Annotated in this window: 14 protein-coding genes and 1 tRNA gene; 12 read left to right on the plus strand and 3 right to left on the minus strand. The window is 62.1% G+C overall.

The window, feature by feature from the left end:
- Nucleotides 1–122 precede the first annotated feature (122 nt).
- The 4 genes from ribH to FA04_RS04765 all read left to right on the plus strand — a co-directional run bounded on the left by ribH (nucleotide 123) and on the right by FA04_RS04765 (nucleotide 4,629).
- Nucleotides 123–584 (plus strand): 6,7-dimethyl-8-ribityllumazine synthase, encoded by a 462-nt coding sequence (ribH, locus tag FA04_RS04750; RefSeq protein WP_034803742.1) that lies wholly within the window; start codon nucleotides 123–125, stop codon nucleotides 582–584.
- Nucleotides 581–1,063 (plus strand): transcription antitermination factor NusB, encoded by a 483-nt coding sequence (gene nusB / locus FA04_RS04755; protein WP_034803740.1) that lies wholly within the window; start codon nucleotides 581–583, stop codon nucleotides 1,061–1,063. Before ribH ends, nusB begins: the two co-directional genes overlap by 4 nt.
- Before the next feature lie 5 nt (nucleotides 1,064–1,068).
- Nucleotides 1,069–2,298 (plus strand): MFS transporter, encoded by a 1,230-nt coding sequence (locus FA04_RS04760; protein WP_034803737.1) that lies wholly within the window; start codon nucleotides 1,069–1,071, stop codon nucleotides 2,296–2,298.
- Between the two features lie 195 nt (nucleotides 2,299–2,493).
- Complete coding sequence (locus tag FA04_RS04765) at nucleotides 2,494–4,629, plus strand: sodium-translocating pyrophosphatase (RefSeq protein WP_034803733.1); 2,136 nt, start codon at nucleotides 2,494–2,496, stop codon at nucleotides 4,627–4,629.
- Between the two features lie 70 nt (nucleotides 4,630–4,699).
- Here the strand turns inward: FA04_RS04765 and FA04_RS04770 are convergent, their stop codons facing one another.
- The gene (locus FA04_RS04770) at nucleotides 4,700–5,206 is read right to left on the minus strand and encodes an outer membrane protein assembly factor BamE (protein WP_034804258.1); all 507 of its coding nucleotides are present in this window, start codon (nucleotides 5,204–5,206) and stop codon (nucleotides 4,700–4,702) included.
- Nucleotides 5,207–5,344: 138 nt separating this feature from the next.
- Here FA04_RS04770 and FA04_RS04775 point away from each other — a divergent pair, with 138 nt between their 5' ends.
- From FA04_RS04775 to FA04_RS04800, 6 genes are all read left to right on the plus strand, one after another.
- Nucleotides 5,345–5,884, plus strand: a complete 540-nt coding sequence (locus tag FA04_RS04775; RefSeq protein ID WP_034803730.1) for a ubiquinol-cytochrome C chaperone family protein — start codon at nucleotides 5,345–5,347, stop codon at nucleotides 5,882–5,884.
- Between the two features lie 88 nt (nucleotides 5,885–5,972).
- A complete protein-coding gene (locus tag FA04_RS04780) occupies nucleotides 5,973–6,524 on the plus strand; it encodes a YceD family protein (protein ID WP_034803727.1) in 552 nt (183 codons plus the stop codon).
- A 202-nt stretch (nucleotides 6,525–6,726) separates the two neighbouring features.
- Nucleotides 6,727–7,785 (plus strand): phosphate acyltransferase PlsX, encoded by a 1,059-nt coding sequence (gene plsX, locus FA04_RS04785; RefSeq protein ID WP_034804255.1) that lies wholly within the window; start codon nucleotides 6,727–6,729, stop codon nucleotides 7,783–7,785.
- A 4-nt stretch (nucleotides 7,786–7,789) separates the two neighbouring features.
- Nucleotides 7,790–8,761: a beta-ketoacyl-ACP synthase III gene (locus FA04_RS04790; protein ID WP_034803724.1), complete on the plus strand. Its 972-nt coding sequence runs from the start codon at nucleotides 7,790–7,792 to the stop codon at nucleotides 8,759–8,761.
- Between the two features lie 92 nt (nucleotides 8,762–8,853).
- Nucleotides 8,854–9,192, plus strand: coding sequence for an integration host factor subunit alpha (locus FA04_RS04795; RefSeq protein WP_034803721.1), 339 nt, complete (start codon nucleotides 8,854–8,856; stop codon nucleotides 9,190–9,192).
- Between the two features lie 140 nt (nucleotides 9,193–9,332).
- Nucleotides 9,333–9,869, plus strand: a complete 537-nt coding sequence (locus FA04_RS04800; RefSeq protein ID WP_034803717.1) for a MerR family transcriptional regulator — start codon at nucleotides 9,333–9,335, stop codon at nucleotides 9,867–9,869.
- A gap of 190 nt (nucleotides 9,870–10,059) precedes the next feature.
- Here the strand turns inward: FA04_RS04800 and FA04_RS35565 are convergent, their stop codons facing one another.
- On the minus strand, nucleotides 10,060–10,224 hold the full coding sequence (locus FA04_RS35565; RefSeq protein ID WP_089043959.1) for a hypothetical protein: 165 nt from the start codon (nucleotides 10,222–10,224) through the stop codon (nucleotides 10,060–10,062).
- A gap of 396 nt (nucleotides 10,225–10,620) precedes the next feature.
- Between FA04_RS35565 and FA04_RS04805 the strand changes: the two genes are divergently transcribed.
- Together FA04_RS04805 and FA04_RS04810 are read left to right on the plus strand one after the other, a co-directional pair.
- Nucleotides 10,621–10,697 (plus strand) — tRNA-Pro (locus FA04_RS04805).
- A gap of 335 nt (nucleotides 10,698–11,032) precedes the next feature.
- A complete protein-coding gene (locus FA04_RS04810; RefSeq protein WP_034803714.1) occupies nucleotides 11,033–11,326 on the plus strand; it encodes a hypothetical protein in 294 nt (97 codons plus the stop codon).
- 95 nt (nucleotides 11,327–11,421) lie between these two features.
- On the opposite strand, the gene FA04_RS04815 is transcribed toward FA04_RS04810, so the two are convergent.
- Entirely contained in the window at nucleotides 11,422–12,615 is a 1,194-nt protein-coding gene (locus FA04_RS04815) for a glycosyltransferase (protein WP_051659659.1), read from the minus strand.
- Nucleotides 12,616–12,617 lie beyond the last annotated feature (2 nt).

The raw sequence follows: 12,617 nt of genomic DNA on the forward strand, positions 1-12,617 counted from the left end.
CCCTGTAAACGCGGCAAAAGGCCGTCTGCGGCGGAATTTGCTTGCCATTCGGCGCCGGGCGTGGTTTTACCGCCGCCTCAGCCGGTCGCATCCGGCGCGGAACTCTCAAAGACAGGTGATCCATGGCAGAGACCACGGCAGCCCACATCCTGATTGTGGAAGCGCGTTTCTATGACGATATGGCCGATGCATTGCTCGACGGCGCCAAGCATGCGCTGGACGCAGCCGGGGCCACCTATGATATCGTGACGGTTCCGGGTGCGCTCGAAATCCCGCCGGCGATTGCCATGGCACTCGACGGCGCCGACGAGGGCGGCACCGAATATGATGGTTTCGTGGCCCTTGGCATGGTCATTCGCGGCGAAACCTACCATTTTGACATCGTCGCGAACGAGTCTTCGCGCGCGATCATGGACCTCGCCGTCAGCGAGAGCCTTGCGATCGGCAATGGTATCTTGACGGTGGAGAACGACGATCAGGCCTGGGCGCGCGCCCGCCGGTCGGAAGGCGACAAGGGTGGCTTTGCTGCGCGTGCGGCACTGACCATGATTGAACTTAAGAAGAAATTGGGCACGGAAAAGTGACGAAAACCCCCTCGGATCAACCGCTGAAGCAGGTCAACCAGCGCGGTGCAGCACGCCTCGCTGCGGTGCAGGCGCTCTATCAGATGGACATCGGCGGCACCGGTGTCCTGGAAGTGGTTGCTGAATACGAAGCGCATCGCCTCGGACAGGATGTCGACGGCGACACCTACCTGAAGGCGGACGCCTCCTGGTTCCGGTCGATTGTCGCCGGTGTCGTGCGCGACCAGCGCAAGCTTGATCCGCTGATCGGCTCGGCCCTCCAGGACGACTGGGCTCTGTCGCGCCTCGATTCCACCGTGCGTGCCATCTTGCGCGCGGGTACATTCGAGATGCTCGAGCGCAAGGACGTGCCGGTTCCGGTGATCGTCACGGAGTATGTCGAGATCGCCAAGGCTTTCTTCTCGGATGATGAGCCCAAGCTGGTCAATGCCGTTCTCGACCGCATTGCCAAGCAGGTCCGCGGCGAACCGAGGAAGTAAGGTCGATGGTTGCGGCTGCTGCTGAGGACATGGGGAACACCCTTCGCGAAACACGCCGCAACGTTTACCTCCTGACAGCCGCACAGGCCGTTCTTGGCGTCGTCGGGCCCATCTGCTTTTCGGTCGGCGGTGTCGCCGGCTACCAGATGCTGGCGGAGGACAAGTCGCTGGCCACCGCGCCGCTCACCGCCTTTAACGTCGGCATGGCGCTCGGCGTCGTGCTGGTAGCGGTGTTGTCGCGCCTGATCGGCCGCCGCTTCGCCTTCATGAGCGGGACCGCAATAGCGGCCGCCGGGGCAGCACTCGCCGCCGTCGCGCTCTTCCGCGAGAATTTCTGGCTTTTCGCCTTCGCCCTTGCGATGCTCGGCTCGTCGAACGGCTTTACGCAGAAGCTGCGGTTCGCCGCCGCCGACGCCTCGCCGTCGTTCTACAAGCCCAAGGCAATCTCGCTGATCCTTGGCGGCGGCATCGTTTCGGCCGTTCTCGGTCCGCAGATCGTCATTTTTGCTGGCGACCTGTTCGCGCCGGTTTCCTTTGCCGGGGCTTTCGTCGTCCTGATGCCGATTTGCCTGGTTGCAGCCCTGTTTTTCGCGCCGCTGCGGCTGCCCGAGCCGGGCGCAATGGTGAGTGCCCACCACGATCAGTCTGTCCGTCCCCTCGGCGAGATTGTCCGCAGCCAACGCTTCGCCACCGGCATGATCTGCGGCATTTCCAGCTACGCGCTGATGACCTTCATGATGACCGGGGCGCCGGTCGCCATGGTGATCGGCTGCGGCTTCTCGACCGAACTCGCCACGCTCGGCATCCAGTGGCACGTGCTGGCGATGTTCGCGCCAAGCTTCGTCACCGGCATGCTCATCAGCCGCTTTGGCGCCGAGCGCATCGTCGGCTGCGGCCTCCTTCTGCTGATGGCCTGCGCCGCGGTCGCGCATATGGGTATCGAGCTCTGGAACTTCTGGGGCGCGCTCGTATTGCTCGGCCTTGGCTGGAATTTCGGCTTCATCGGCTCGACGGCGATCGTTGCCAGCAGCTATCGCCCACAGGAGGCCGACAAGGTTCAGGCCTTCCACGACATCATCCTGTTCACCACGGTGGCACTGTCGTCGTTTGCCTCGGGCAAGGTGCTCACGGCCTATGGCTGGGACATGCTGAACGCGGTCGTATGGCCGGTAACGATCGTCTGCCTTATCCTCCTGCTGCTTCTGAAGCGGGCGCCGCGCAAGACCGCCGCCTAACGCTCCATTCCCCTGAAATCTAAAGCGAACGAGGCGCCGCCAGTGGCGTTTCTCGGGGCTTGACGATCTCCTGTTGCAACCGCACTCTGGCCGCGCCGTGAGGGGTGCTGCTTGAGGAGGTGGTGCGTGATTCGCGGTTTTGAGGGGCCTGCGGCCGGGAGTGAGTCCGCGGGTTGTAACGGAGGGTAATGCGAAATGACCATTTTATTGGGCGTTATCGCATGCGGGTTGCTCGCGGTGGCTTATGCCATCTGGGCAACACAGTCGGTGCTTGCCGCCGACCAGGGGAACGCCCGCATGCAAGAAATCGCAGGCTACATTCGTGAAGGGGCGCAGGCCTATCTCACGCGTCAATACAAGACCATTGCCATTGTCGGCGTCGTCGTATTCATCGCCGCTTGGGTTCTTCTTTCTCCCGCCGCCGCTTTCGGCTTTCTGATCGGTGCGATCCTTTCGGGTGCCGCGGGTTTCATCGGCATGCATGTTTCGGTCCGGGCAAACGTCCGCACTGCCCAGGCGGCGTCCGTGAGCCTCGCCTCCGGCCTCGATATCGCATTCAAATCCGGCGCGATCACCGGCCTTCTTGTGGCCGGCCTCGCGCTCCTTGGCGTCTCGGTCTACTACGTCGTCCTCACGGCCGGCCTGGGTCATGAGCCCGCCTCGCGCGAAGTCATCGACGCACTGGTGTCGCTCGGCTTCGGCGCATCGCTGATTTCGATCTTCGCCCGTCTCGGCGGTGGCATCTTTACCAAGGGTGCCGACGTCGGCGGCGACCTCGTCGGCAAGGTCGAAGCCGGCATTCCCGAGGATGATCCGCGCAACCCGGCAACCATCGCCGACAACGTCGGCGACAATGTCGGCGATTGCGCCGGCATGGCAGCCGACCTGTTCGAGACCTATGCGGTCTCGGTCGTGGCGACCATGGTTCTGGCGGCGATCTTCTTTGCCGGCACGCCTGTGCTTGCGACCGTCATGGTCTATCCGCTCGCCATCTGCGCGGCTTGCATCATCACCTCGATCATCGGCACCTTCTTCGTGAAGCTCGGGTCCAACAACTCGATCATGGGTGCGCTCTACAGGGGCCTGATCGTGACCGGTGTCCTGTCGATCCTCGGTCTCGGCGCCGCCACGTCCTTCACCATCGGCTGGGGCACGATCGGCACCGTCGCCGGCAAGGAGATCACCGGCTGGAATCTGTTCCTCTGCGGTATTCTCGGCCTGATCGTAACGGCCCTGATCGTGGTGATCACGGAATACTATACCGGCACCAACAAGCGGCCGGTCAACTCGATCGCCCAGGCGTCGGTGACCGGTCACGGCACCAACGTGATCCAGGGCCTGGCCGTCTCGCTGGAATCGACGGCTTTGCCGGCGATCGTCATCGTCGGCGGCATCATCGCGACCTACCAGCTTGCCGGCCTCTTCGGCACTGGCATCGCCGTCACCGCCATGCTTGGCCTTGCCGGCATGATCGTGGCGCTCGACGCCTTCGGTCCGGTCACCGACAATGCCGGCGGCATCGCGGAAATGTCGCATCTGCCGCCGGAAGTGCGTAAATCCACCGACGCGCTCGACGCTGTCGGCAACACCACCAAGGCCGTCACCAAGGGCTACGCGATCGGCTCGGCCGGTCTCGGTGCGCTGGTGCTCTTCGCCGCCTACTCGAACGACCTCAGCTACTTTGCCGCCAACGGCGACAAGTATCCGTACTTCGCCGATGTCGGGCAGATCTCCTTCGATCTCTCCAACCCTTACGTGGTCGCGGGGCTGATCTTCGGCGGTCTCATTCCCTACCTCTTCGGCGGTATCGCGATGACTGCGGTCGGCCGTGCGGCCGGGTCGATCGTCGAGGAGGTTCGCCGCCAGTTCCGCGAGAAGCCCGGCATCATGCAGGGGACCGAACGGCCGGACTATGGCCGCGCCGTCGACCTTCTGACAAAAGCGGCGATCCGCGAAATGGTCATTCCTTCGCTGCTCCCGGTGCTGGCGCCGATTGTCGTCTATTTCGGCGTGCTGCTGCTCTCGGGCTCGAAGGCTTCGGCTTTCGCGGCTCTCGGTGCCTCTCTGCTCGGTGTCATCGTCAACGGCCTCTTCGTGGCGATCTCGATGACCTCGGGCGGCGGTGCCTGGGACAACGCCAAGAAGAGCTTCGAGGACGGGTTTGTCGACAAGAACGGCGAACGCCATCTGAAGGGCTCCGACGCCCACAAGGCGTCGGTAACCGGCGACACCGTCGGCGACCCCTATAAGGACACGGCCGGGCCGGCTGTGAACCCGGCGATCAAGATCACCAACATCGTGGCGCTCTTGCTTCTGGCCGTCCTCGCCTGATCGCATCGATGCGCAAACAAAAGGCCCGCGGAACATCGTTCCGCGGGCCTTTTGTTTGGAATGGGGAGGCTTAGTTGCCGAAGTCCTTGAACAGGCTGCGCGCCGCGGCCTGACCGGCGCCGGGGCCCGTCAGCAGCTGGCCGAGGAAGCTCGTTTCCTTGCCACCTGTCGGCGTCGTGCGTGTCAGCATGTCGAAGACCTTGCCGTCCTTCAGCGTATAGTGAGCCAGCTGGCTGACGGTGCCTTCCTTGTCGAAATAGACGGCCAGGATCGACTGGTCGATCAGCTTGGGCTTCATGAAGGCAACAGGGCGCTTGCGCGTCTGCGAGATGTAGTAGAACACTTCGTTGTCGAAGGTCGCGGTCGTCGACGGCGTGCCGAGCGAGAGCAGCACCTGCTCGCGGCTGGAACCGACCGGAACGAGGTTTAGCGTTTCCTGATCAACCACATAGCCCTGATGGAGAACTTCACCGACATTGGCGGACTGGCAGGCGGAAAGGGTAAAACCGGCGATGGTGGCTACGACCGCCACGCGGCCGAGGGTCTTAAAATTTTTTCTCAAATACCGCTTCGTCAACGACAGCTCCCCTTGGAGAAACGATGGCAGATCCGCCATTGCAATTCGTGCCTGCTTCGGTAAACCAGCTTCGGCTGTCATGCAACAACGTCATGGGCGCTTGCGCGCATTTCGAGAAAGCCAAGCCCGAGCTTTGTGATGATTTTTGGACTGTTTAAAAGAAAAAGTGGCAACACCGCGATTGTCGAGCGGCAATATGCATTGCTGACGGCGGCGGCACGCCAGCCCTACCTTTACACCGACCTCGATGTTCCGGACACGGTCATGGGCCGGTTCGAGATGCTGTCGGCGACGCTGATCCTCTATTTCCGCCGCACACGTGCGTCGGCAAGGCCTGGCCAGGAAATCGCCCAGGAGATCATCGATGCCTTCTTCGAGGATGTGGATCACTCGATCCGCGAGCTCGGCGTCGGCGATGCCGGCGTGCCGAAGAAGATGAAGAAGTTGGCCGGCATGTATTACGGTCGACTCGAATCCTATGCGGCGGCGCTGGAAGCAAGGGACGTCGAGGCCCTGGCGGCAGCGCTCAGGCGCAACTTCCATCCTGATGGCGGCGACGCGGCGCCTTCGATGGTTGCGCTTGCTGGCTATCTGCTGGCGGTTGAGGCCCAGCTCGTCGATGTCGCGGAAGACGCCGTCGAAATCGGCCAGTTGCACATTCCGCCGGCTGGGGCGTAATAGAAAACAAGAGCGTCGCCACCGGCAGCCGGTTGGCGGCTGCGTTCGCGATGGGTGCCAGGTAGCCCGCGCGAGGAAGGATCCAATCATGAAAGACGAAAGTCAGGCGGCCTTTTCTTATCCGGTGAAAGTCGGGCACATTTCGGCGAACGCGGTCAGCGTGCATCTCTCCGCCAACGAGCGCGAGCGCAAGGCGCTTGCCGCGCTTTGGAACATCAACGAGGTTCTGTCGCTCGAAGCCGACCTGCAGATCGCGCGCTGGAAGAAGGATGGCGTGAAGATCAAGGGCGACGTCAGGGCCCGCGTCGTGCAGAGCTGTGTCGTCACTCTTGAGCCGGTCGAAGCCGATATCGACGAACCGGTCGAAGCGATCTTCGTGCCCGAGGGCTCGCGGCTTGCCCGCCAGGCGAGCAATGACGGTGGCGAGATGATTCTCGACCCTGACGGCCCCGATATTCCCGATACCTTTATCGGCGACACCATCGACGCCGGCGTCGTCGTCAGCGAGCAGGTTGCACTCGCGATCGAGCCTTATCCCCGTAAGCCCGGCGTGACGTTCGGCGAGCGCATCGAGAGCACATCTGCCGATGACAAGAAGCCGAACCCCTTTGCGGTCCTGAAGGACTGGAAAAAGGACTGAGGTCGCGAAAGCGTCATCTACAATTCGGTTGTCACGCAAAGGAAAAGCAGTATTTTGGCCCCAAACCGGCCAGAAGAGCCGCTAAAGCGATCTGCCGCGTGCTTGGCTCAAGCGTCAGAAGCAATATGTTTCGTCAATGCGTTTCCGTTGAGTACGCCGCGGCGGCACGTGTTGTGTGGCAGAAATGAAGGATAAGACACGCGTGGTCAGAATTTCACTTGACGTGATGGGGGGCGACTATGGTCCTGAAGTCGTCATCCCCGGCGCCGCAAGGGCGCTTGAACGTCATCCGGACATCAAGTTCGTTTTGTTCGGCATCGAAGCGCAGTGCGCGGGCCTCCTTGAAAAACATCCGAAGCTGAAGGCCAACAGCACCTTTTACGACTGCGAGATTGCAGTCGCCATGGACGAGAAGCCGAGCCAGGCGCTTCGCCGCGGCCGCGGCAAGTCAAGCATGTGGAAAGCGATCGACGCGATCAATGCCGGCGAGGCAGATGTCGTCGTTTCCGCCGGCAATACCGGCGCGCTGATGGCCATGTCGGTCTTCTGTCTGCGCACCATGCAGGGAATTCAACGGCCGGCGATCGCCGCCATCTGGCCGACGCTGAAAGGCGAGAGCATCGTGCTCGATGTCGGCGCGACGATCGGCGCGGACGCGCAGCAATTGATGGATTTCGCGCTGATGGGCGGCGCCATGGCACGGGCGCTGTTCGAGATCGAGCGGCCGATGGTCGGGCTGCTGAATGTCGGCGTCGAGGAAATCAAGGGACAGGAAGAGGTCAAGGAAGCCGGCCGCCTGATCCGTGAGGCCAACATCGACGGCTTCGACTATTACGGCTTCGTCGAGGGTGACGACATCGGTCGCGGGACCGTCGACGTCGTCGTCACGGAAGGTTTTTCCGGCAACATCGCACTCAAGGCCGCCGAAGGCACCGCGCGCCAGATCGCCGAATATCTGCGCGCGGCGATGTCGCGCACGCTTCTTGCCAAGATCGGCTACATCCTGGCCAAGGGCGCATTCGACCGCCTGCGGGAGAAGATGGACCCGAGGAAGGTCAATGGCGGCGTGTTCCTCGGCCTCAATGGCGTCGTGATCAAGAGCCATGGTGGTGCAGATGCCGAGGGTTTTGCAGCCGCGATCGATGTCGGCTACGACATGGTGAAGAATGGCCTGAAGTCGAAGATCGAGCTCGATCTGGCGAAGTACCATGGCGGCGAACCGCCCAAGGCCCTTTCCGCCGGCATGAATGATGAGGTTTGAATAGATGATCCGTTCCGTCGTTCGCGGTTTCGGCGCAGCTTTGCCGAAGCGCGTGGTCACCAATCAGGAGCTGGAATCCAAGGTCGATACGTCCGATGAGTGGATCGTGCAGCGCACCGGCATCCGGCAGCGCTACATCGCCGGCGAGGGCGAAACCACAGCTTCGCTCGGCGAAGGTGCCGCGCGTGCTGCGCTCGCCAATGCTGGGCTTACCCCTGATGATATCGACCTGATCATCCTGGCGACCTCCACTCCCGACAACACGTTTCCGGCAACAGCTGTCAACATCCAGGACCGCCTCGGTATGCGCCATGGCGCGGCCTTCGACATGCAGGCGGTCTGCTCGGGCTTCGTCTACGCGGTTACCACGGCGGATGCCTATATCCGCGGTGGGCTTGCTAAGCGCGTGCTGGTGATCGGCTCGGAGACCTTCTCGCGTATCCTCGACTGGAACGACCGCACGACCTGCGTGCTCTTCGGTGACGGCGCCGGCGCCATCATCCTGGAAGCCCAGGAAGGCGAGGGCACCATTGCCGACCGGGGCGTGCTGACGGCGAAGCTTCGCTCCGACGGCGCACATCGCGACAAGCTCTATGTGGATGGCGGCCCTTCGACCACTGGGACGGTCGGCCATCTGAAGATGGAAGGCCGCGAAGTCTTCAAGCACGCGGTCGGCATGATCACCGATGTGATCGAGGCTGCCTTCGAGGCGACCGGGACGACGGCCGAAGATCTGGATTGGCTGGTGCCGCACCAGGCCAACCGGCGCATCATCGACGGCTCCGCCAAGAAGCTCGGCATCCCTCTCGATAAGGTTGTGGTCACGGTCGATCTCCATGGCAACACCTCCGCAGCCTCCATTCCGCTGGCGTTGAATGCGGCGGCGGGCGACGGCCGGATCAAGAAGGGCGACCTCGTCCTGCTCGAGGCCATGGGCGGCGGCTTCACCTGGGGCTCCGTGCTTCTCCGCTGGTAAAGAAATTGCTTAAGCAACAGACGCTTGACCGCAAAAGGCAAGGGCAATAGTCTTCGGACGCTGATCGGCGTACCAGACGTTGGTGGGGGAAGATGAGCGGAAAAACAGTAACACGGGCGGACTTGGCTGAGTCGGTTTTTCGCAAGGTGGGTCTGTCGAGGACAGAGTCTGCCGAATTGGTGGAAACCGTCATTGACGAAATATGCAACGCAATCGTGCGTGGCGAGAGTGTGAAGCTGTCCTCTTTCGCGACCTTCCAGGTCCGCGACAAGAACGAGCGCATCGGGCGAAACCCGAAAACCGGCGAGGAAGTGCCGATTTCGCCCCGGCGCGTGATGACCTTCAAGGCGTCGAATGTCTTGAAGCAGCGCGTCCTGAAGGCGCATCTGGGCCGCAGGGCCAAGCAGAAACCGGTATCTCCCGTTTCGTGAACGCCTGACGACAGCCACAAATGTGGTTGAAAACCCATCCATAAGCCGTTGAAATGGAGCCGATTCGTGCCATCATTGGCGCGGTATCGGCTTCACTACGGCTTTCGAGCCTGAGTCGCACGGCATGGATTGGGAACGATATGGAAAAGAGCCCGGACGCTTTTCGCACCATCAGCGAGGTCGCTGACGATCTCGATCTGCCGCAGCATGTCCTGCGTTTCTGGGAAACCCGCTTCCAGCAGATCAAGCCGATGAAGCGCGGCGGCGGCCGGCGGTACTACCGGCCGGAGGATGTCGACCTTCTGAAGGGTATCCGGCATCTGCTCTATGATCACGGCTATACGATCAAGGGCGTGCAGAAGCTCCTGAAGACCAACGGCAACAAGTTCGTCGCGGCGATTGCAAGCGGCGATCTCGCGACCGTCGAGGCGCTGGCAGCCTCCAGCAACGAGGAGCCGGCACCGCCGAAGGCTGGTCTTTCCGAGGAGGATCAGATCGTCGGCCGTGCCAAGGCGCCGGCGAGCCGCCGCTTCTTCTCCTTCGGCGGCAGCAGCGACGACGTGCCGGAGATCTCGCTCGGAAAATCCTCGTCAGTGGGCAAGGAAGATCGCGCTCTGCTTCAGGAGGCGCTCTACGACCTCCTGGAATGCAAGCGGCTTCTCGACCAGGTGCGCTGAGAAAGCCTTTCAGGCGATTATCAAGACCGGTTCCGCACGGCCGAACGTCTGCCGAATGCGGTTGCCTCCACAGACACCTTTTACACGATTGCCAAGATGGTGCCGTCGGCGGGGTGCCCGCCGACGGGGGGCATATGCGCGCCCGTCCGCAGGGCGCCCGCGCGATTATCCCAGCAAGGATTGAAAAGCGTCAGTAGGAGATTCGGAAGCCGCCGGGGCTCGCCGCGGAGACGTCAGGCTCCGGGTAGGGGCCGGTCCACTGCGCATAGGTCGTGTTGGTCGAACCGGAGGTTGCACAGCCGGAGAGCGTGAGAAGCGCAAGCGCGGTGAGGGCCATAAGGGACTTAAGAGGCATGGTTTTCTCCTAGAAGGGGAGACGCTCCAGGCCTCAAGGGCCAGTATCAAACTGTCCCTCAAATCATCCATGATGGCAAGCTAACGTTGCGTTAGGCAGCAAGTTTCGAGCGACGGGATCTCGTTTTGGTGAAGGTTCGGTAGACGGACGGGCGGTCGGTGATTTCCTCGTCAAGCAGCATCGGAAATTGCAGACACCCAGTGGCGCGCGAATGGCGGGAGCTTTCTATGTCCGCAGTCGCTTCACAGGTGCGACGCCATGCTGTGAGTTTGCGGAAGTCCCGTCGGACTTTCAGTTCCCAAGCATACTTTTCCACGCCGTTTGTTCCTTTTTCGATCCAGGCCGCATTTTCCCGCTTGCGCTCTAAGCGTTGGTTATATAGGGGTTTCCTCGGTTCGGAGCGTAGCGCAGCCCGGTAGCGCACTTGACTGGGGGTCAAGGGGTCGTGGGTTCGAATCCCGCCGCTCCGACCATTTTCCTCTTTGATTTCAGTCATACAGCAGCGCTACCGCAATTGGCGGCTGGCGGTAGCCAGCAGTTCCACGCGTAAAATCGCGCATTCGGGCACCCATTGCCCCGGCAAAAATCTCAAACGCCTGCTGATTTGTTTCGCTTTGGCCCACCGTGTCTGCTCCGAGATCGGATGCGGTTTTGTCGCTTGCGCCTGACAAAATTTATCGCCCATCGGAAATCGCTAAAATGCCTCGTTCCGGTGCGATGGTCCACGCGGCTGGGGTCGATCGCCGTCCTCGCGAAAGTGATGGAATGGCCTCATGGCGGGCGTCTGTCTGCCAAGGGAGGAAATGTAATGAAGACGTTTTCGAAGATTTTTGCCGCGTCGTTGCTCGGGCTTTCGGCCCTGACGGCAATGCCGCTCATCTCGGCGTCCGGCACTGCCCGTGCAGACGACGCCGTCATCCTCGTTCCGGGCCAGCCCACCGGCTCGCCGGGCGATACGGGTACAGCGAGTTCCAACCCGGACACCGGTGCTCCGAGCTCCAACCCTGATACCGGCACCGCAAACGCCAACGGTGATACCGGGGCGCCGAGTTCAAATCCCGATACCGGTGGCGGTTCGGGCGCAGAAGGGTCGACGCCTTAAGCGTTCCTGCGACCGCAGCAAAAGAGGTCCTTCAGCAGGGCCTCTTTTTCTGTTTCCCGAGAATACAGAGCGGCAATCACGCCGTTCTTTCTGCGCTACCTGGTTGACTGGAGCAGGTCGACCGTCTGCCGCTTTGAGGCCGCCTTCTGGTAGAGGGCCTCTGTGCGATCGAGCATGACGGCGAGCGTAAAGCGGTCCTTCAGGTTTTCGGCGCTAGCCGACAGGGCCTTGAAGGTTTCGGGCTCCGCCGCCTGGATCATGGTCTTGGTGAGCGCGGACGTGTCGTCGCTATTGGGCAGGATATAACCGTTCCGATCGTCCTCGATCACCGTGCGTGCGCCACCGATGTCGGTTGCGATGATCGCCTTGCCGGCGGCGGCCCCTTCGAGCATCACATAGGACATGGCCTCGTAGCGGCTTGGCATCACCAGGAGGTCGAAGGCGGGAACGGCTTGCGGGCCGGTGAAGGCGGAGGTCAAATGCATGCGGTTCTGCAGTCCGCTTGCGGCGATCGCCTTGCGAAGGTCACCTTCGAGCTCGCCACTGCCGACCATGACCAGGTGGCTGTTTCTGACGGAAGCGGCGACACTCTTGAACGCTGCGATCAGCCGTTCCGGCGCCTTCTGTGCGGAAAGTCGTCCAACGAAGCCGAAGACGAAGGCATCGGGCGCGATACCGAAGCTGGCGCGCAGCGTCTGCGCCATTTCGCATGAGGGCGGTGCCACGCCGTTGACGATCACCGACATGCGCTTCTCGGGCATATGCAGCGAGAGCGCATGGTGGAACTCGTCGTCGGAGACGCAGATCAGGTGATCGGTAAAGAAACGGGCCAGCGCCCATTCGATCGTGCCGTAGATGAGCCGTCCACCACGGCCGAGCGTCGGGTCCAGCGTGCGAAAAGCGTGGGGCGTGTAGATCCGCGGAACATGAGAGCCAGGCAGCCGCAGGCGTGTCAGCGCACCGGCCTTGGAACTGTGGCCATGGATGATGTCGAAACTGCTGGCCCGCATGATGCGCCGGAGTTCGAGAAAGCGGCCGAAGTCAGACGGTCCGGGTGCGCGCTTCATGTTGACGGCGTGTACGGCCGGCAGGCCGATTGCCTTCAGTTCACGAACGAAACCTTCCTCGGCGCGCACCGGCGAATAGACGGCCTCGACGTGATGCCCGCGCTTGTGCATGCCGCGGCACAGATCGAGAAAGTGCCGGCCCGAGCCGCCGCCACTCGGCTCCAGCACCTGCAGGAGCTTGAGGGGAGGGGCCGGCGACCGGCGCGGAACCACATGTTCCATGG

Source organism: Ensifer adhaerens, from assembly GCF_000697965.2.
GTDB lineage: Bacteria > Pseudomonadota > Alphaproteobacteria > Rhizobiales > Rhizobiaceae > Ensifer > Ensifer adhaerens.